This is a genomic window from Stutzerimonas nitrititolerans (genome assembly GCF_003696285.1).
GTDB lineage: Bacteria > Pseudomonadota > Gammaproteobacteria > Pseudomonadales > Pseudomonadaceae > Stutzerimonas > Stutzerimonas nitrititolerans.
This window is the reverse complement of sequence record NZ_RFFL01000004.1, coordinates 169,309-188,520: the sequence shown is the minus strand read 5'-3', so window position 1 is coordinate 188,520 and position 19,212 is coordinate 169,309. Positions and strand designations below refer to the sequence as shown.

Here is a 19,212-nt window from a genome sequence, read left to right as displayed (position 1 = left end):
CGGCACGGTCACCATCCGAACCCGTTGGGAATAGCAACGCAACAGGAATGCCAGCTTTGCAGAAAATCTTTTTTTATCAATTGGTTAAGAATTTTCAGCAACCTGTTGTTCGATTACGCTGTATTGAATTCGATACAGATGCTTTCGGTAGTCTCGGTTTGCTGCCGTGGAGCGTTCGTATTCATTTCGATACGCCGTATCTGAATCGATACATCGCTGCGACAGATTGGCGCAGTGGTGGGTCGATCGCGGACAGGTGCGCTGGGGCGACTGTTTCCGACGGTGACGTTTACGGAAGCCGGAGGTCTGGTCTTTCAGCCCTCAGCCGTGTCCGCCGATACCGTACTTGCGCAGGCGCATGGCGATGGCGCTGTGCGAGCTTTTCAGCCGGGCCGCCAGCAGCCGGGTGGAGGGGTAGCTCGCATAGAGCTTTTCCAGGATCGAGCGCTCGAAGGCGTCCATGGCCTCGCTCAGGCTGGAGATTTCATCCTCCTCGCGGGCCAATCGGGTGCGGGCGATATCCAGGTCGTCGAGGCCGATCATGCTGCTGTCGGACATCGCTGCGGCGCGGAAGATGATGTTCTGCAATTGCCGCACGTTACCGGGCCAGGGGTTGCCGAGCAGCACCGGGTAGGTCGAGGGGGCGAGCCGGCACGGTGGGCGCTGGATCTGCGTGCAGGCCTGCAGCAGGAAGTGCCGGGCCAGCAGCAGGATGTCCTCGCCGCGCTCGCGCAGCGGCGGGGCGCTCAGGTTGAGCACGTTGAGCCGGTAGAACAGATCCTCACGGAAGCTGCCTTCACCGACCAGTTGCTCCAGCTCGCGGTGGGTGGCGCTGAGGATGCGCACGTCGACGCGAATCTCGCGTTCGCCGCCGATGCGGCGGAAGCTGCCCTCGCTGAGAAAGTGCATCAGCTTGGCCTGCAGGTAAGGCGACATCTCGGCGATCTCGTCGAGAAACACCGTGCCGCCGTTGGCCAGTTCCAGCAGGCCGGGCTTGCCGCCGCGCTGGGTGCCGCTGGCAACGCCCGGCGCGTAGCCGAACAGTTCGCCATCGGCCTGGTTTTCCGCCACGGCGGCGCAACTGAGCGTCAGGAAGGGCGCATTGCTGCGTGGGCTGGCGGCGTGGCAGGCGCGGGCGACCAGTTCCTTGCCGGTGCCGGTTTCACCCTGGATCAGCAGGGGCGCATCGAGCGCCGCCACGCGCTTGCCGCGCGCCTTGAGCGTGCGGATGGCCGGCGAGTCGCCGAGCAGTGCCTCGAAACTTTCCGCATGGTGTGGATGCAGCGCAGCCAGGCGCTCGCCGAGGCGACTGGGCGCATAGAGGGTGAGCAGGGCGCCGGCGGCCGGCTGGGCACCGTCGACGGCAAGCGTTTCGGCGAGCGGCATCACGTCGATCAGCAGCGATTGGCCGTTGAAGATGATCTCGCGCATGGGCAGGCGAAAGCCCTGTTCGAGCATCGCGGCCTGCAGTTCGGGCGCATCGAACAGCTCGCCGACGAGCTGGCCCTCCGGGTCGCGCCCCACCAGGCCGATCAGCGCGGCGTTGGCCATCAGGATCTTGCCTGCGCCGTCGACCGCCATCAGCGGGTCCGGCATGGCCTGCAGCAGCGCATCGAGCTGCAGGCGCCGCTGCTGGCCGGGCAGCATGTCGACCACCTGGATGTCCTGCACGCCACGCACGCCGCGCAGTGCCTGGCGCAGCTCGTCGAGCACGTCCGCGTCGATCGCGGGCGCGTCGATATAGACGTTGGGCGGCACCATCTCCACGGCATCGAGGTTCAGGTTGCGCGCCACCAGCAGGGCGAGTACTTCCTGGGTGATGCCGATACGGTCGATGAAGGTTACGTGGATGCGCATGTGTTCCGGCCCTGGTCGAGAGCGGCAGTATGCCTGCTCGTCGAGTCGAAGGCATCGCGTGGCGCCGTTATCGGTTCGGTCCGCCCCAGGGATTGCTTTCCAGGCTGTTGTGCACGGCGGTGGCAGCCTGTGCGGCGTGCCCGATGGCGACGCTCATCTGTTTGAGGCTGCCGGAAACGACATCGCCCAGGGCATAGAGCCCGGGCACCGAAGTCTCCTGGTGGGCGTCGACGATCAGCGCGCCCTTGTCGTCGCAGGCCGCACCCAGGTCCATCGCCAGCCTGGAGCGAAAGCGTGCGCCCAGGTTGGGGTAGATGATGTCGAAGTGATGGGTGCCCTGATTGCGTGTGACCAGCTCGATGCCCTGAGGGCAGCAGTGCAGGGCCTCGACCTCGTCGCCGATCAGCCGGATGCCATAGTGGCTGGCCAGCTCCATGGCGGCGTCGCAGGCCGATCGTTCGCCGTGAACCACGACGGTCACCCGGTCGGTGAAGGTCCGCAGGAAGACGGCGTGGCGGATGGTGTCTTCGGCCTCGCCGTATACCGCGACGTTGTCGCCGTCGACCTCGTAGCCGTCGCAGATGGCGCACAGGCGCAGGTTGCCCGCTGCGATGGCGGTGCGGGCGTCGGGCATTGCCGGCAGGGTGTCCTCGATGCCGGTCGCGAGGATGATGCGGCGGGTGATGCAGCTTTTACCTGCGTAATGCGCGGTGAAGCCCTCGGTATGGGGTTCGATCCGCTCCACGCAGCCTTGTTCGACCTGCGCGCCGTAGCCGGTTGCCTGCTCGCGCAATCTGGCCAGCAGCGCCTCGCCGGATATGCCGGGCGGGAAGCCGGGGTAGTTGCGCGTGCGAGGAATCAGCGAGGCGCGGCTGGCGCCGGCGTCCACCACCCGGCAGTCGCGATGAAAGCGGGCGAGGTAAAGCGCCGCCGTCAGCCCGCCCGGGCCGCCGCCGACGATCAGGCAGTCGATTTCGTCTGGACTCGAAGTATGGGTTTCGTTCATGCGGGTGGGTCGGGCAGGGTGTCGACAGTAGAAGCGCCCCTCGCCGATAAAGTTCGTGCGCCCGGATAAGCGCGACATGCCGTTTTTGAGAGCTGGTTGGACTTCCTGCGCTTGTGCGGCAGAGCTCGATGCCCAAGACTTCTCGTCTTGGCTCGGGACGACGCCAGTGGCGTCTGCAGTTCACGAACCGCATTCCAATAAGGCCAGACGCCGCCCCCGGGGTTGCAGATCAGGCCGTTCCATTCGAATCCGACCCGTTCACGGCAGTGTGAAACGGTCGCTTCGCAATCCGATAACCACTCGAACGGTGCTGCCGAGGCGCTGGGTCGAGCTTTTCCCGTTGGGGGGCAGATGTTCAAGTCTTGTGTTGCTGCGCTGGTCGCAGGTCTTTGTCTGGCGAGTACGCCGCTCATGGCGGCCGAGGGCGATGCGATCGTCATCAAGTTCGCCCACGTGGTCGCTGACGACACGCCCAAGGGCAAGGGTGCGCTGTTGTTCCAGAAGCTGACGCACGAACGCCTGGCCGGCAAGGTGAAGGTCGAGGTCTATCCGAACTCTACGCTGGTCGGCGACGCCGACGAGATGCAGGCCCTGCTCGATGGTCGTGTGCAGTTGCTCGCGCCTTCGCTTTCCAAATTCGACAAGTACACCAAGAAACTGCAGGTGTTCGACCTGCCGTTCCTGTTCGACGACGAGGCGGCCGTCGATCGCTTCCAGAAACGCGAGATGAGCCGCGAGCTGCTTCGCTCGATGGCCGATTCCGGCATTTATGGCCTGGCCTACTGGAACAACGGTCTCAAGCAGCTTTCCGCGACCCGTGCGCTGGTCGAGCCCAAGGACGCCGCCGGGCTGGCCTTCCGGATTCAGAACTCGGCCGTGCTGGAATCGCAGTTCTCCGCCGTGGCCGCCAAGCCGGTGCGCCTGCCTTTTTCCGAAGTGACCAAGTCGCTGCAGAGCGGCGTCGTGCAGGGCGCCGAGAACCCCTGGTCGAACATCGCCAGCCAGCAGATGCACAAGTTTCAGCCGTACATCACCGAGAGCAATCACGGGGTGCTCAACTACATGGTGGTGACCAGTTCGTCGTTCTGGACGAGCATTCCGTTCGCGATACGTTCCGAGCTGGAAGGCATCCTCCTGGAAGTCACGCAGATGGTGAACCGGGAAGCGGCCGCGCTCAATCGACGCGACCGCGAACGCATCCTCGCCAGCGGCAGCAGCCAGCTGGTCACGCTGACGCCGGAGCAGCGCCAGAAGTGGCGCGATCAGATGGTTCCGGTGTGGAAGGCCTACGAAGAGGAAATCGGTGCCGACGTGATTCGCGCGGCGCTGACGGTCAATCGCCGGCGCTGAGCCGCTTCACGACAAGCGCTCGCCGGCGTAGCACGTCGGTGAGCTCTGCCGGCCCTGGCGGTCGAGCTGTTCTTCCAGCCATTCGGCCAGCACCTGGGCATTGTTCTGCCGCTCGTCGTGCGCGGCATAGATGAGCGTGACGCGTTCGTGCTCGGCGATCCCCAGCAGTGGCCACCAGTATTCCGGGTGCGCCGCAAGCTCCTGACGATAACGCTCGCGAAAGACCTCGAAGGTCAGTTCGCCGCTCTTGAATGTCCGCCGCAACTCGGTAGAGGGCGCCAGTTCCTTGTGCCATTGATCCAGTTTCAGCGCTTCCTTGCGGCAGTTGCGCGGCCAGAGGCGATCGACCAGAACCCGCTGACCATCGTCGGGCGCGGGGCTTTCGTAGGCGCGTTTGCATTGGATCATGTGGTTCTCCAGAACTCGCCAGTGTAGAAACAACCCGAAGGGTATTAATTACTTATCTGATTGTCATAAATACCGCATTGCTTGTGGTTCATAGAACCTTTGCGTCGGTAACTTATTGATATCAGATGATAAAAATACGGCACGCTTCGTGATAAAGGATGAGCGCAACTCGAAAAAATCCCAAGGAGCGTTCCGTATGAAAAAGTCGATTCTGTTCAGTGTAATGCTGCTGGCGAATACCGCCGTGCATGCCGATGAAGTGGTTTCCGTGCAGAAGGACCGCGCGGTGGGCGGTGGCTTCGGTGGTCTCAGCGGGTTCATGCTGGGCGCAGCCGTCGGCGGCCCGATAGGCGCGCTGGTGGGCGGCGGCGTGGGCTATTTCACCGGGCAGGGCGTGCAGAAGGCGGCAGGGCTTGAGCATAACCTCTATGTACTCGAGGATGCCGAGGGTAATACCTCCAGGCTGCGCACTTCCGCCGAGGGCTTCGTGCCGGGTCAGCAGGTCGAGCGTGACGGCTCCCGCCTGGCTGCGGTGCGTCCCTGAGGCGCGGGGCGGTCGGTGGCATCCATTCGGTGGTGGGGCTAGGCTGGCAACCTGAACAAACCAAGGGGTGAAGATGAGCGGTTATTCCCTGTTGCACGTCGTTCATTTGCTGGGCGCGATCTTCTTCATCGGCACGTTGTTTGTCGAAGTGGCCGTGCTGGCCCGTGTGCGCCAGCAGGTCGACCCCGAGGCGATGCAGAGTGTCGACAAGGCGGTGGGGGCACGTCTGCGTATGGTGCTGCACTGGGTGGTGCTGTTCGTCTACGGCGCGGGGATCGGCCTGGCCTGGCACTACCGCCAGGCGCTGGCCGATCCGTTCGCCAGCAGCTTCGGCACCTTGTTGTCGCTGAAGATCCTGCTCGCCATCGGCGTCTTCTTCAGCTTTGGCGCCGTGGCCATGCTGCTGCGCAGCGGACGGATGACGCCGGCGCGCTACCGCCTGATCCACTGGGCGATCTTTGCCCAGATGATCGGCATCGTGGTGCTGGCCAAGGCGATGTTCTACCTGCGCTGGTGAGCCGGCCCGGCTTGCGCCGAAACGGGAACAGGCCCTAGCATCGCCGGCCCTGTTCCTTGCCGACATCGCTTATGTCCCCTAAACATCGTCCCGCATCCGGGACGCCTCGCCGCGTGGCGAAGGCGCGTCCCGCCGAGCCGCGTCTGCTGCTGCTGAACAAGCCGTTCGACGTGCTGACCCAGTTCAACGATGCCGAGGGCCGTGCCACGTTGAAGGACTTCGTGCCGGTGCCGGGCGTCTATCCGGCGGGGCGCCTGGACCGGGACAGCGAGGGGCTGTTGCTGCTGACCAATGACGGCCAGCTGCAGGCACGCATCGCCGATCCGAAGCACAAGCTGGCCAAGACCTACTGGGTGCAGGTGGAAGGCGAGGCGAGCGAAGAGCAGCTGCAGCGCCTGCGCGACGGCGTCGAACTCAACGACGGCATGACGCTGCCGGCCGAAGCCAGGCTGCTGGCCGAGCCCGAGCTGTGGCCGCGCAATCCGCCGGTGCGTTTTCGCAAGAGCGTGCCCACCAGCTGGCTGGAGCTGGTGATTCGCGAGGGACGCAATCGCCAGGTCAGGCGCATGACCGCCGCGGTCGGGCTGCCGACGCTGCGGCTGGTGCGGGTGCGTATCGGCCCCTGGACGCTGGATGGCCTGCAGCCGGGGGAGTGGAAGGAAGTGCCGGCACGCCTGCGCTGAACGGCGACAGGCGGGCCGTACGTTCGTCAGAACAGCAGGAAGGGAAGCACCAGCGGCGGTGCGCCCAGCGCCAGGGGCACGATCAGCCGAGGCCGGTACGTCAGCAGCAACACCAGCAGGGCCGCCGCGAGGCTGAGGAGGGCGGCCCAGCACGCCAGGCCCACCGACATGCCCAGCGCCATCACGGCGGGGACGATGGCGCAGGCCAGCAGCAGCCAGCCCAGCAGGCGCAGCGCCCATGCCGTGCGCTGTGCAGGCTTGCGGCCGAAGACCTGTTCGTGATGACGGGCAAGGCCCAGGCACAGGGCGCTGAAGCCGCTGAAACACAACACCAGACTCAGACCGATCATGTCGTGCTCGCCTCCGTGGTGCGCGCGGGGCGCGGTTGGCGTTGCGGGCGCTGGGCGGGTTGGTGCCGGGCGAGCTTCCAGGCGGCGTAGCCCAATAGCGCGGCGCTGGCCAGCAGTGTCAGGTCCATGCCGGCCAGCAACCAGTCGCCGCGCAACAGTGCCGCTGGCAGGTGGCTGTGCGGCAGGCCCAGGCCGAACACCGGCAATGCGGCGAACAGTACGGCGGCCAGCTGCAACTGTTCGATCCAGGCGCGTTTGTGAGGGCGCAGCAGTGGATGGATCAGGCACAGCGCCCAGGCGATGAAGAAGCTGCGGATTTCCCAGTCGGCACGCTGCGCCAGCGTCGAGGGCAACAGGCGGTTGGCCCAGAAATAGATCGCGATGGCCAGCGGCAGGCCGGCGATGGTGCCGACGTTCAGCGCTTCCACCAGACGCTGGCCGAGCGGCGTGCGGCCCAGCTTCTGGCGTTCCGGCAGGCGCTTGACCACCCACAGCACCAGGCCGGTTGCGATCATCGCGGTACCCAGCAGGCCGCTGAGGAAGGCGAACCAGCGCAGCGGGGCGCCGGCGAAACGCAACAGGTGCAGGCTGCTGAACACGTTGTAGGTGGCGCTGATGCCGCTTATCTCAGGTGGTGGTGGGCTTGCCAGCGGCTCGCCGGTGACGCCGTCGAAGCGCTGCCGTTCGTTGGCGCCACGGTCGATCAGGCTGTCGCCGCCACGCTCGCGCAGTTCGATCACTGCCCGCGAAGTGCCCGGGTCGCTCACCGAGATGCTCGCCACTCCGCGCGGCCAGCGTCGCTCGGCCTGTTCCAGCAAGGGCGCGACATCGGTCAGTGGCGCCGGTACGAGCGGTGTCGCCTGCCGTTCCTCGCCAACTGGCGCGCCGCGCCCGCCGCGTCCGCCACTCTCGGCAAAGAAGCGCTGGGTGTCGCCCTGGTAGGCGCTTTCCACGCCCCAGGGCATCAGCATGAACATCAGCAGGAGCAGGCCACTGTAGGTGATCATCAGGTGGAAGGGCAGGGCCAGCACCGCCGTGGCGTTGTGCGCATCAAGCCAGGAGCGCTGGCCTTTCCTTGGGCGGAAGGTGAAGAAGTCCTTGAAGATTTTCTTGTGGGTGATCACCCCGCTGACGATGGCCACCAGCATGACCATCGTGGCGATGCCGACGATCCAGCGCGCCGCCACGCGCGGCAGGCCGTACAGCTCGAAATGGAAACGGTAGAGGAAACCGCCGCCGCGTGTTTCGCGTATCTGGAGCGGCTCCGCGCTCACGGCATCCAGCACCCGCCGCTGACCGCCGCCCTTGCCGATGCGTTCGCCCCGGTCGAACCACTGCACCTGCAGCGCGGCGTTGCGCTCACTGGGCAGGCTGATGTTCCACAGCGCGGCGGTCGGGGCCAGCTCCTGCATCTTGTGGACGGCGCGCAGGGCGCTGCCGTTATCCGCTACCGAGACATGCAGCTCGGGCTTCATCCAGTAGCTGATTTCTTCCTGGAAGAAGCTCAGGGTGCCGGTGAGGAACACCGCATACAGCAGCCAGCCGAGCAGCAGGCCGGTCCAGGTATGCAGCCAGGCGTTGGCCTGGCGAAAACCCAGGGGCTTCATGGCCGGGCTCCGGTCAGCAGCAGGTGGGCCGCCGGCAGGCAGCAGAGCGCGCCGGCCACCAACCAGGCGCGTGTCGCGCTGGCGGCGGCGAAGGCCCAGATCACCAGGGCGCAATACAGGGCGAACGACGACAGGGTGGCGGCGAGCACCGCCTGCGGTCGCGTCAGTGGCAATGCCAGGGCCAGGCTCGCGGTGGCCAGCGCAGCGAATGCGTAGCCGCCGAAAATGGCGAGAATCGTCCGCGAGGCGATGGCGAGGCGCTGGCGTAGCCGCGGAGCATCCGTCCAGGCGGAGGCGATGCGGGTCAGCGAGAGCATGTCGTGCCCTGCCTGTCTGTCGCGGAAGTAGCTGGAATTTTTGTGGAAATAAGAATAATAATCATAATATGTTTCAATCAATCCGATTGGCATTCACTATCCCAGCACTGGCTGACCGGAGCCTGACACCGGTCCGGGCCCCGGTAACGCTCATGAAATTGCTTGTCGTTGAAGACCATCCGGCGCTGCGCGGGCTGCTGCACAAACATCTGCAACGTGCCGGTTTCGTCGTCGATACGGCCGAACACGGTCGCCAGGCCCAGGCGATGCTGGGCCTCAGCCGCTACGACGCGATGATCCTCGACCTCGGTCTGCCCGACATGCACGGTCTGTCGCTGCTTGCGGCGCGCAGTGCGACGCGCAACAACGACCTGCCCTGTATCATCCTCACCGCCTGCGACGCGCTGGAAAGCCGCGTCGCGGGCCTCGATGCCGGTGCCGACGATTACCTGCTCAAGCCGTTCGAGATGCCCGAACTGGAGGCGCGCCTGCGTGCGGTGCTGCGCCGCCCCGGCATGCGCAGCGAACGACGTCTGCGCCTGGGCAACCTCAGCCTCTGCCCGGACACCCGTGACGTGCAGGTCGCGCAGCGCCCGCTGCTTCTGTCGAAGCGGGAGGTGGCACTGCTCGGCGAGCTGCTGCGCAGCGCGCCACGGGTGGTGATCAAGGATCATCTGGAAGAACGCCTGTATTCGCTGGACGCCGCCGTCACGCCGAATGCCATCGAGGCGCTGGTCTCGCGGCTGCGGCGCAAGCTGCTGGCGGCCGGCGCCGACAGCAGCATCGAGACCCTGCGCGGGCTGGGTTATCGGCTGGTGGCGAACGCTTCCTGAGCGAGGCCTCGGATCTGCTGCGCGTCGGCCCTGCTGCGTTAAAAACAGGTTCGGCAAGCCGCTTGCGGCTAACGCGCTTGAGCGCGGCCCGAAGGGCGAACGAAGTGAGTCATGCTCATTTACATCCGTAAACTCCGCTTCCTCACCTGTTTTTGCCTTGCATGGCTCTAGCTCGCAAGATCGTGTAAAGGCTCTCAGAAGCTCAGCGCCACCCCGACGTTGAGCCGGCGGCCATCCAGGGTCTTGCCGTAGTCGGTGCTGGAGACCTCCTTGTCGAAGACGTTGTAGAGGCCGGCGTAGACGTCCATGTTCTCGCTCATCCGGTACAGGCCGCCCAGGTCGACCAGGGTGTAGGCCGGACGCTGTTGCAGATCCTCGTCGGAAACCGTCTTGCTCTTGTAGCGCGCCTTCGTCCAGAAACTCAGGGCGTCGCTGGTGCGCCAGTCCAGGCCGACGTTGAACATGTGCTTGGGCAGGTTGTTGAACGGCTTGCCGATATCGTCCGGAGAGGCCTCGGACTCGGTGATCTCGCTGTCGGAGAAGGTGTAGTTGACCCTCAGGTCCAGCGTCTCGCCCAGCGGCGTGTTGAAGAAGGCTTCAACGCCACGCAGCTCGGCGGCGTCTTGGTTGATGTACTGGTTGATGGTCTGGCGCGGTGCGATGCCGTTGACGGTACAGGCCGGCGCGCTGGCGGGGCTGGTACAGTACAGGCGCTTGCCGATCTTGTCCTCGAACTCGGTGTAGAACACGGTGACGCCCGAGCGGATGCCGTTGGTTGCATCCCACATCAGGCCCATCTCGTAGTTGACGCTGTTCTCCGGCTTGAGCGCGGTGTTGCCCATGTCGTAGGAGCGGCCGCGGCCGGCGTTCTCGACGATGCTGCTGTCGGCCTGCTTCAGGGTCGGCGTCTTGTAGCCGCCGCTGACACCGCCCTTGAGCACCCATTCGTCGCTGAAGCGATAGACGCCGTACAGGCGCGGGGTGAACTCCTCGCCGTAGTGCTCGTTCTCGTCATAGCGCAGGCCGGCGGTCAGCGAAAACGCGTCGGTCAGGTAGTATTCGTCCTCGACGAACAGCGCGCGTTGCCAGCGCTCCAGCTCCATGTCGCTGCCGTAGAAGCGGCCGGTGTCGTGGTCGGTGGTTTCCCACTTGTACTCGCCGCCCAGGGTCATGGTGTGGCGTTCGAACGGCAGCACTGTCTTGCTGTTGAGCAGGGTGCTGGAATATTCGGAGTAGGCCGCGCCGTTCTCGATCTCCACCTCTTCGCTGATGAAGAAGGTGTCGGTATGGAAATCGTTGCCCCAGTTCAACGCATGGCTGACGCCATAATGGGTGCGGACGTTGTCCATCTCGCCGGCGGCGCCACTCTTCTCGGTGCGCTCGTTGTCGCTTTCGCCACGGCCGGCTTCCAGCTGGAAGCTGTGCATCTCGTTGAGCACGATGTCGAGCAGCGCGGTGTTGTCGATGCTGGTCTTCTGCGCATAGCCGCCTGTGATCTCGTCCTCGTCGCGATGGTTGCGCGAGCCATACAGGCTCAGGGCCAGGTGGTCCTGCAGCAGCGGGCCGCTCAGGTAGTAGCGCGCCTGGTTGGCGGGGCCGGCGTCGCTATCCTCGTGCAGCAGCCGGTCGTAGCTGATGCTGCCGGACCATTCGCGGGCGGTGGCCTTCTTGGTGATGATATTGATCACCCCCGCCAGCGCGCTGGAGCCGTACAGCGAGGACATGGGCCCGCGGATCACCTCGATACGCTCGATGGCCGACATCGGCGGCAGCCAGCCGAACTGGGTGGCGCTGCCGAAACCGTTGTAATAGGCCTCGCCAGAAGAGCCCAGCGGTTTGCCGTTGACCAGGAACAGGGTGTACTCCTCGCCCAGGCCGCGGATGTTGATCGAGGTCGACTCCAGCTTGCCGCCGGCACCGCCCTCGATGGACACGCCGGGAATGTCCTGCAGCGCATCGGTCACGTCACGGTAGTATTTGCCTTCCAGCTGCTCCTTGCGGATGACCGTGATCGAAGCCGGCGCGTCGATCAGTTGCTGTTCGTAGCCCGCCGCGGTAACGACGATGTCGTCGAGATTGACGGCCTTGGCGTCGGCTGCCGCAGCGTGCGGAGCTGCACAGACGGTGATGGCGATGGCAAGCGTGGAGCGAAGGAAAAGACGGTGACGTATGTGCAGCGCAGACATGAAGCGAACTCCCCGGTGTTTCAAGTAAGAATGGTAATGAATCTCATTATTAAGGGTCGCAACTATGTCATCCCTGTCTGACGTGAACCTGACGGCACCGAAGCGGCGCAGCCTGTATCGACGCATCCTGGTCGCACTGCTGGTGGTGTTCATGCTGGGGTTCGGCAACATCGCCGTGCACCTGTACGGCACCCGGGACGAATTGCGGCGCGTGGTGCTGTCGCTCCAGGCGCGGGCGGTCAGCGAGGGGTTGCGCAGCGACAGCGACCTGAGCACGTTGCCGCGCGACTACGCCGGTGCCGAGCTGGGCTACACCCTGTATTCGGCCGATGGGCAGCTGCTGTGGTTTTCCGAGAATCTGAAGCGCCCACGGCGGCTGCGCACCGAGCTGCTGGAGCGCGAGCCGGGCTGGTGGCGCTGGAGCCCCTACGGCGGGCGGGTGGTCAATGTGCCGGTGCGCCTGGAAGACGGCGCCATCCTGATGGTCTCGCGCAACGATGCCGCCGAGCGCGAGCTGCTCGACGACCTGCTGCAGGACCGCCTGCGCCAGAGCCTGGTGATCATGCTGCCGCTGGGGCTGATCTCGGTCGTGCTGATCCTGCTATTGCTCGACTGGACATTGCGCCCGGTGCGCCGCGCCGCCTTGCTGGCGCGGGGAATTGGCCCGGACGAGCCGCAACGGCGCATTCCGCTCGACGATCTGCCGCGGGAAGTTCATCCGCTGGCCGAAGCGGCGAACAGCGCACTCGACCGGCTCGCCGCGGCCTATGCCGCCGAGCGGCGCTTCGTCGCCGATGCCGCCCATGAGCTGCGTACACCGCTGACGGTGCTGGATCTGCGTCTGCAGGATGCCCGCCAGACAGGGCAGCCCGACTGGCCGGCGCTGAACATGGAAATGCGCCAGATGCGCCGGCTGGTGGGGCAACTGCTGGAACTGGCGCGTCAGGATGGCGCCGCCGTGGAGCGCCGCGACGGGCCGCTCCAGCGGGCGAACGTCTCGCGCGTGGCCCGCGAGGCCACGGCGGCGCTGCTACCGCTGTTCGAGGCCCAGGGGCGCAGTATTGAAGTGGATATCGCCGAAGGCCTGGAATGCCGCGGCAACCCCGACCAGTTGCGCGAGGCGCTGGTCAACCTGCTGGAAAACGCCCTGGTGCACGGCGCTGGCGAAGTGCGGCTGACGCTTCGCGCGCAGGGCGACGAGGTGATTCTGGACATCGCCGATCAGGGTGACGGCGTGCCATCAGAGCTGCAGGAGGCGATGTTCCAGCGCTTCCGCAAGGGCCGCCAGGGCAGCGAGGGCACCGGCCTGGGCCTGGCCATCGTCCGGCGGATCGTCGAGAACGCCGGCGGGCGGGTGGGGTTCGTCAGCGGGCGAGCGAACGTGTTGCGTATCGTATTGGCCCGCGAAGGCGCGGCGCGTTCGACCTGTACCTGACCGTCAGGCTCCGGCTCGGTCGCGGACGAAATGGCAACAGACCCTAGTGCGGAATGCCCTGGGATACTTCGATGATGTAGCCGATGACCGGCTTGGCGAGGAAGGCGAACAGGCACAGCCCCAGGCCCAGGAAGAGGATCGCGGTGCCCAGGCGGCCAGCCTTCGATTTCTTCGCCAGGTCCCAGATGATGAAGGCCATGAAGGCGATCAACCCGCCGACGAGGGCGATCATCATCCACTTTTCGAATACTTCGGGTTCCACATGGTTCTCCTGACTGGCATCGACGAATCACGCTCGGCAGGCCGGCGCGCGGCGTAGTATACGCCCGCACCGGGGCTTGCAGGAGCCTTAGGGTCTGTTGTCGTTTCGTCGCGGGCCGCGTTGCTGCGTCAAATATCGCCAGGCAAGGCGCGGGGCGCAGGCAATGGTCATTCCCTTGCCAAGTCCCGCAACGCCGCATGGCGATATTTGACGCGCAACCCTTTGGGCCGGGCCTGTTTTTGCGCGATGCGGCGTTATTCGTCGCTCATTTGGATGACCAAATTTCTCTCCTCATGCCTTGCCTCGCGCAAAAACCGGCCCCGGCGCGACCGCGAACGAAATGGCAACAGACCCTATCGTTTCGTCGTGGTGAGCGAAAAGCGGTGAGCCTCTGGCGACCGGGCTCACGAGCGAATCGGCACGGGATCAGTAGTAGGACTTGATGATGTCGATGCCCTTGCCGAGCACTTCGGTCCAGGCCAGCTGATCCTGCTGCTGCAGCTCCGGATCATGCTGGCGTATGGTCTGCAGCAGGGATTCAAGCCAGATGTCGTAAAGCTGCGGATGAATGTCGAAGCCTTCGCGCGAATGGCTCTTGCCAAGGGCGCGAAGCTTGGTGTCCGGCATGCCGCGCGCGAACAGCACCAGGTTGAGAATGCCGGCTCGCAGCAGATGCTTCTGCGCCGCCATGTCGCTCTGGGCGAACTTCTCCCGCACGGCGGGTGAGCTGGCCAGAAAGGTCGTATAGAAGTCGTCGAAGAAGCCGGGGCTCGCGCAGCAGCGGCCGTAGCTTTGCATGACGCGGTTGGTGTTTTTCATGGGCATTCCTGTGGCTGACGAAGGCGCGCCTGCTGCGGCGCGAGGCGATAGGGTGCTCGGTCGCCCAGCGGAGGCTGTCCGAGGGCGGGCCGGCAGAGGGGCGCGGATTATAGGAAGTAACCCTTCGAAATGCCTGGGTAAGAGGTGTGAGCTGTGTCTCAGCTTCGCAAGTGCTCCAGCGGCAGCTCGGTACTGGAAACCACCTGGCGCAGCACGAAGCTCGAACGCACGCTGGAAACGCCTTCGATACGGGTCAGGGTACCCAGCAGGAATTGCTGGTAGTGATCCATGTCGGGCACCACCACCTTCAACTGGTAGTCGGCGTCCATTCCGGTGACCAGGCTGCATTCGAGCACTTGGGGACATTTGCCGATCACGGCTTCGAAATGCTCGAAGCGCTCCGGTGTATGGCGATCCATGCCGATCAGCACGTAGGCGGTCAGCGTCAGGCCGAGCTGCTTGCGGTCCAGCAGGGCGACCTGGCGCGCGATATAGCCATCGTCCTCGAGCTGCTTGACTCGCCGTGAGCAGGGCGAGGGCGACAGCCCGATGCGTTCGGCCAGGTCCTGGTTGGAGATGCGCGCGTCATGCTGCAATTCGGCGAGGATGCGCAGGTCATAGCGGTCCAGTTTGCTCATTTCGATACCCGGGCGTTGTTTGGTTGCGGCGAATCATCATGCGTTTGGCATTAATTGCGCAAGAGGGGCTGTTATCAGCAATATTCGCAAACATCTTTCGCCTGGCGGGGCGTAAGCTTTATTCAACTTCAGCCCCCGGCAAGAACGGTCCTGGCAAGCGATCCCGCCATGACTGCCGAAGACCTTACCCTGGTCGACGGTCCGGGCCCCCGGCACTCACGAGGCGCCGCGAGAAGAAGCCGTTACCATCGGCTGACCGAATCGAAAAGACCACGCCTCGGCGTGGTCTTTTTCGTTGTGGATCATGAAGGCCGGCCTGGCGAGTTTGCTGCTTCTTACCGATCCCCAGGCGTGACCTCCAGCGGATCGGCATGCACCAGCACCTCCGCCTGCGGATAGCGGCTGCTGATCGCCTCTTCGGCTGCCACGCACAAGTCGTGAGCACGCGACAGCGGCAATTCGCCAGGCAGCTCCAGGTGCAGCTGGACGAACCAGCGGGTACCCGAGATGCGCGTGCGAAAGTCATGGCAGCCGTGCACGCCGGGTATGTCGCGAACCAGTTGCTGCATGTGCTCGCTGATCTCGGGCGACAGTTCGGTGTCCATCAGCACCGCGCCGGCTTCGCGCACGATGCTCACCGCGCTCCACAGGATGTAGAACGCGATGCCCATGCCGAACAGCGCGTCAAGGCGTTCCCAGCCGAAACCGGCGAGCACCAGGGCGAGCAGGATGCTGGCGTTGAGCAACAGATCTGAGCGGTAATGCAGCGAGTCGGCGCGAATCGCCGTGGAGCCGGTCACCTTGACCACGTGGCGCTGGTAACTCAGCAGCAGGGCGGTCATCACCAGCGAGAAGACCATCACCGCGATACCCACGCCCTGCGCGCCCAGCGGCTGTGGATGCAGCAGGCGGTCGACGCCCTGCACCCCGACCAGGATCGCGCTGACGCAGATGAACGCCGCCTGGCCGAGTCCGGCCAGGGCCTCGGCCTTGCCGTGGCCGTAGCGGTGATCGTCGTCGGCCGGGCGCAGCGAGTAGTGCACGGCCAGCAGGTTGAGCAGCGAGGCGGCGCCATCGAGCAGCGAGTCGGTCAGGCCCGCCAGCAGGCTCACCGAGCCGCTCAGCCACCAGGCCACCGCCTTGCTCAGGGCCAGCAGCATCGCGGTCGCCAGCGCCGCGCTGGTGGCGCGGCGCAGCAGTCGGGCGTGTTCGGCGTTGATGCTCATCGTGTGTGAGTCATCAGGCCGCCGGTCGCAGGCCGAAGGCCGCGAGCTGTTCGACGCTGCCGCTGTGCCGGATCAGGCGCGGATCGTCCAGCGGCAGGCTGCGGCCGGTCTGGTCTTCGATGATGGCCTTCAGGCGCAGCATGTCGATCTGGCCATCGGCACCGATGGCTTCGTGCAGCGTCTCGGGCGCCACGCTGTAGTTCTCATCGGGGAAATAGATGGCGCCGGTGGCGAAGTCGATGCCGAAGGCGATCAGCCCGGGGATGACATAGAACAGCAGCCCGACCGCATTCAGCGCGGCGATGGCGGGGTCGATCTTGCCGTCGATCTGCCCGCGGCGGTCGGGGTAGAACAGCGTGCCGCAGGCGGCCAGCTGGGTGAACAGGGAGACGGCCAGCACGCCGCCGATGACACGGGAACGAGTACGCATAGGGACCTCCATGGAAAGTGGCGCAACTATACAAGCACGGCGTTGATATTTCGCTGATATCAGACAGGTCCGATGCTGCCCTGTTCGGCCAGCGGCTTTATCATCCCGCACCCTTATAATCGCCGCCTCGACCGCGGAGTAGCCATGACCCCCTTGCCCATCGAACAGGCGTTGCCGGCCCTGCGCCAGGCGCTGCATCAGCGTGACGAAGCCGTGCTGGAGGCACCGCCCGGCGCCGGCAAGACCACCCGCGTGCCGCTGGCGCTGCTGGATGAAAGCTGGCTGGCCGGGCAGGGCATCCTGATGCTCGAACCGCGGCGGCTGGCGGCGCGGGCGGCGGCCGAGCGGCTGGCCAGCCAACTGGGGGAAAAGGTCGGGGAGACGGTGGGCTATCGCATTCGCCTCGACAGCAAGGTCGGCCCCAGGACCCGCATCGAGGTGGTCACCGAGGGCATTCTCGCCCGTCGCTTGCAGGACGACCCGGGCCTGGAAGGCGTCGGTCTGGTGATCTTCGACGAGTTCCACGAGCGCAGCCTGGATGCCGACCTGGCGCTGGCGTTCACGCTCAACGCGCGTCTGATGTTGCGCGACGAGCCGCTCAAGCTGCTGTTGATGTCGGCGACGCTGGAAGGTGAGCGGCTGTCGAGCCTGCTTAACGACGCGCCCGTGGTGCGCAGTGAAGGGCGCATGTTCCCGGTGGCGCAGCGCTGGTCGCGGCCGTTTCAGGCGGGCGAGCGGATCGAACCGTGGGTGCTGCAGGCGGTGTTGCAGGCGCTGGACGAAGAGCCGGGCAGCCTGTTGGTGTTCCTGCCGGGCCAGGCCGAGATCCGCAGGGTCAACGAGGCGCTGGCCGAATCGCTGGAAGGGCGCAGCGATATCCTGCTCTGCCCGCTGCACGGCGAGCTGGATCTGGCAGACCAGCGCGCGGCCATCGAGCCCGCGCCGACAGGTATGCGCAAGGTGGTACTGGCCACCAACATCGCCGAGACCAGCCTGACCATCGAGGGCGTGCGGGTGGTGATCGACGCCGGGCTGGCGCGCGTGCCGCGCTTCGACCCCGGTAGCGGCATGACGCGGCTCGAGACGCGGCGCATCTCCCGCGCCTCCGCGACGCAGCGCGCCGGCCGTGCCGGGCGGCTGGAGCCGGGTGTCTGCTATCGGCTGTGGTCGGAAGATCAGCATGCGCAGCTGGCCGCCTACGACGAGGCGGAAATCCTCCAGGCCGATCTGGCGGGCGTGGCCTTGCAACTGGTGCGCTGGGGCGTCGAGCCGGACGAGCTGGCCTGGCTGGACCGGCCGCCGGCCGCCGCCTATGCCCAGGCGCAGGCGCTGCTCGAACGCCTCGGTGCGCTGGTCCGCAATGCCCGTGGTGGCTGGCAACTGACCGAGCATGGCCAGGCCATGGCCGAGTTGCCGGCTCATCCGCGCATCGCCCATCTGTTGCTGCGTGGTCATGGGTTGGGCCTGGGCCGGCTGGCGGCCGATCTGGCGGCGCTGCTGGTCGAGCGGGATATCCAGCGCGGCGGCGAGCGTGGCGGCGGTTGCGATATCGCCAATCGCCTCGGGCTGCTCGAAGCGCGAGCCGGGCGTCACGCTGGCGCGCAACGCGTGCGACAGCTGGCGCGGCAGTTTCGCAGCCTGCTGCGCGGCTCCGGAGGGACGGCCCCGGCGGATGGTGATGACCCGCGCTGGCTCGGCGCGCTGCTGGCGTTCGCCTATCCCGACCGGATCGCGCAACAGCGCCGTGAAGGCGGTGGCGAATATCGCCTGGCCAACGGACGCGCGGCGATCTTCGCCGAGCCCGATGCGCTGATGAAGGAGCCCTGGCTGGTGATCGCCGAACTGGGCAGTCGCCAGGGCCAGCGTGAAGAGCGCATCTACCGCGCCGCCGCACTGGACCCGGCGATGTTCGAGCGGACGCTCGCCGAGCTGGTCAGCCAGCGTGACGAACTGGAGTGGGATGAGCGCGAAGGCGTGCTGCGTGCCGAGCGCCAGCGCCGTATCGGCGAGCTGGTGCTGACGCGCGAACCGCTGGCCCGGCTGGACGAAGAGGCCCGCAGTAGTGCCTTGCTGGGGCTGGTGCGGCGCAAGGGCCTCGAACTGCTGCCCTGGACGCCGGAACTGCGACAGTGGCAGTCGCGTATCGCGTTGCTGCGGCAACTGGACCTGGCGGACGGCGGGACCAGCCAATGGCCGGATGTCAGCGATGCCGCGCTGCTCGATCGAATGGATGACTGGTTGCTGCCTTACCTGGGCAAGGTCTCGCGACTGGCGCATTTCGCGCAGCTGGACATGAAGGCCATGCTTGCCACGCTGCTGCCCTGGCCATTGCCGCAACGGCTCGACGAGCTGGCGCCGACATCCGTCAGGGTGCCTTCAGGCTCGCAGATCAGGCTCGACTACAGCGAGTCGCCACCAGTGCTGGCGGTACGGCTGCAGGAACTGTTCGGCCTGGCGCAGACGCCACGGATCGCCGGCGGCCGGCTGACCGTCAAGCTGCACTTGCTCTCGCCCGCGCGTCGGCCGGTGCAGGTCACCCAGGACCTGGCCAGCTTCTGGCAGAACACCTATGCCGAAGTCCGCAAGGACTTGAAGGGGCGCTATCCCAAGCATTACTGGCCGGACGACCCGCTGATCGCCGAACCCACCGCACGCGCCAAGCCGCGCGGCAGCTAGCTTTCATTCAGCCTGTCGACGCTGAACGTACAGTGTCGACGAGCGTGCACGGGCTATGCCCGACGGGC

General features: G+C 65.6%; 19 protein-coding genes. 7 read left to right on the top strand and 12 right to left on the bottom strand.

Annotation, left to right across the window (positions count from 1 at the left end; translation table 11 throughout):
* Positions 1 to 321: 321 nt before the first annotated feature.
* Positions 322 to 1,857: a transcriptional regulator GcsR gene (gcsR, locus tag EA795_RS06540; RefSeq protein ID WP_122076241.1), complete on the bottom strand. Its 1,536-nt coding sequence runs from the start codon at positions 1,855 to 1,857 to the stop codon at positions 322 to 324.
* Positions 1,858 to 1,924: 67 nt separating this feature from the next.
* On the bottom strand, positions 1,925 to 2,863 hold the full coding sequence (locus EA795_RS06535) for an NAD(P)/FAD-dependent oxidoreductase (RefSeq protein ID WP_122076239.1): 939 nt from the start codon (positions 2,861 to 2,863) through the stop codon (positions 1,925 to 1,927).
* A gap of 351 nt (positions 2,864 to 3,214) precedes the next feature.
* On the opposite strand from EA795_RS06535, the gene EA795_RS06530 reads away from it, so the two are divergent.
* On the top strand, positions 3,215 to 4,213 hold the full coding sequence (locus EA795_RS06530; protein WP_058076101.1) for a TRAP transporter substrate-binding protein: 999 nt from the start codon (positions 3,215 to 3,217) through the stop codon (positions 4,211 to 4,213).
* Between the two features lie 6 nt (positions 4,214 to 4,219).
* Here EA795_RS06530 and EA795_RS06525 read toward each other — a convergent pair whose 3' ends face one another.
* A complete protein-coding gene (locus EA795_RS06525; RefSeq protein WP_014854086.1) occupies positions 4,220 to 4,621 on the bottom strand; it encodes a DUF488 domain-containing protein in 402 nt (133 codons plus the stop codon).
* Between the two features lie 196 nt (positions 4,622 to 4,817).
* Between EA795_RS06525 and EA795_RS06520 the strand changes: the two genes are divergently transcribed.
* The 3 genes from EA795_RS06520 (at position 4,818) to EA795_RS06510 (ending at position 6,365) form a co-directional block, all read left to right on the top strand.
* Positions 4,818 to 5,165 (top strand): hypothetical protein, encoded by a 348-nt coding sequence (locus EA795_RS06520; RefSeq protein ID WP_014854085.1) that lies wholly within the window; start codon positions 4,818 to 4,820, stop codon positions 5,163 to 5,165.
* A 73-nt stretch (positions 5,166 to 5,238) separates the two neighbouring features.
* A complete protein-coding gene (locus tag EA795_RS06515; RefSeq protein WP_014854084.1) occupies positions 5,239 to 5,682 on the top strand; it encodes a CopD family copper resistance protein in 444 nt (147 codons plus the stop codon).
* 71 nt (positions 5,683 to 5,753) lie between these two features.
* Positions 5,754 to 6,365: a pseudouridine synthase gene (locus EA795_RS06510; protein WP_043942665.1), complete on the top strand. Its 612-nt coding sequence runs from the start codon at positions 5,754 to 5,756 to the stop codon at positions 6,363 to 6,365.
* 26 nt (positions 6,366 to 6,391) lie between these two features.
* Here EA795_RS06510 and EA795_RS06505 read toward each other — a convergent pair whose 3' ends face one another.
* The 3 genes from EA795_RS06505 to EA795_RS06495 are packed head-to-tail and all read right to left on the bottom strand — an operon-like array spanning position 6,392 to position 8,639.
* Complete coding sequence (locus EA795_RS06505) at positions 6,392 to 6,715, bottom strand: DUF3325 domain-containing protein (RefSeq protein ID WP_014854082.1); 324 nt, start codon at positions 6,713 to 6,715, stop codon at positions 6,392 to 6,394.
* Entirely contained in the window at positions 6,712 to 8,322 is a 1,611-nt protein-coding gene (locus tag EA795_RS06500; RefSeq protein ID WP_014854081.1) for a PepSY-associated TM helix domain-containing protein, read from the bottom strand. The genes EA795_RS06505 and EA795_RS06500 overlap by 4 nt, the downstream gene beginning before the upstream one ends.
* Positions 8,319 to 8,639 carry a hypothetical protein gene (locus EA795_RS06495; protein WP_014854080.1) on the bottom strand — a complete coding sequence of 107 codons (321 nt, stop codon included), beginning with the start codon at positions 8,637 to 8,639 and terminating at the stop codon, positions 8,319 to 8,321. The genes EA795_RS06500 and EA795_RS06495 overlap by 4 nt, the downstream gene beginning before the upstream one ends.
* A gap of 152 nt (positions 8,640 to 8,791) precedes the next feature.
* On the opposite strand from EA795_RS06495, the gene EA795_RS06490 reads away from it, so the two are divergent.
* A complete protein-coding gene (locus EA795_RS06490) occupies positions 8,792 to 9,472 on the top strand; it encodes a response regulator transcription factor (protein ID WP_065983677.1) in 681 nt (226 codons plus the stop codon).
* A gap of 194 nt (positions 9,473 to 9,666) precedes the next feature.
* Here the strand turns inward: EA795_RS06490 and EA795_RS06485 are convergent, their stop codons facing one another.
* The gene (locus EA795_RS06485) at positions 9,667 to 11,658 is read right to left on the bottom strand and encodes a TonB-dependent receptor domain-containing protein (RefSeq protein ID WP_014854078.1); all 1,992 of its coding nucleotides are present in this window, start codon (positions 11,656 to 11,658) and stop codon (positions 9,667 to 9,669) included.
* Between the two features lie 64 nt (positions 11,659 to 11,722).
* On the opposite strand from EA795_RS06485, the gene EA795_RS06480 reads away from it, so the two are divergent.
* Entirely contained in the window at positions 11,723 to 13,093 is a 1,371-nt protein-coding gene (locus tag EA795_RS06480; RefSeq protein ID WP_122076237.1) for a sensor histidine kinase, read from the top strand.
* Positions 13,094 to 13,136: 43 nt separating this feature from the next.
* On the opposite strand, the gene EA795_RS06475 is transcribed toward EA795_RS06480, so the two are convergent.
* The 5 genes from EA795_RS06475 to EA795_RS06450 all read right to left on the bottom strand — a co-directional run bounded on the left by EA795_RS06475 (position 13,137) and on the right by EA795_RS06450 (position 16,468).
* Positions 13,137 to 13,355 (bottom strand): DUF2788 domain-containing protein, encoded by a 219-nt coding sequence (locus EA795_RS06475; protein ID WP_014854076.1) that lies wholly within the window; start codon positions 13,353 to 13,355, stop codon positions 13,137 to 13,139.
* Positions 13,356 to 13,781: 426 nt separating this feature from the next.
* Complete coding sequence (locus EA795_RS06465; RefSeq protein ID WP_014854075.1) at positions 13,782 to 14,174, bottom strand: globin; 393 nt, start codon at positions 14,172 to 14,174, stop codon at positions 13,782 to 13,784.
* Between the two features lie 158 nt (positions 14,175 to 14,332).
* Positions 14,333 to 14,812, bottom strand: a complete 480-nt coding sequence (locus EA795_RS06460; protein WP_014854074.1) for an Lrp/AsnC family transcriptional regulator — start codon at positions 14,810 to 14,812, stop codon at positions 14,333 to 14,335.
* Between the two features lie 335 nt (positions 14,813 to 15,147).
* A complete protein-coding gene (locus EA795_RS06455) occupies positions 15,148 to 16,038 on the bottom strand; it encodes a cation diffusion facilitator family transporter (RefSeq protein ID WP_014854073.1) in 891 nt (296 codons plus the stop codon).
* 13 nt (positions 16,039 to 16,051) lie between these two features.
* Positions 16,052 to 16,468, bottom strand: a complete 417-nt coding sequence (locus tag EA795_RS06450) for a hypothetical protein (RefSeq protein WP_014854072.1) — start codon at positions 16,466 to 16,468, stop codon at positions 16,052 to 16,054.
* Positions 16,469 to 16,612: 144 nt separating this feature from the next.
* Here EA795_RS06450 and hrpB point away from each other — a divergent pair, with 144 nt between their 5' ends.
* Complete coding sequence (hrpB, locus tag EA795_RS06445) at positions 16,613 to 19,144, top strand: ATP-dependent helicase HrpB (RefSeq protein WP_014854071.1); 2,532 nt, start codon at positions 16,613 to 16,615, stop codon at positions 19,142 to 19,144.
* Positions 19,145 to 19,212 lie beyond the last annotated feature (68 nt).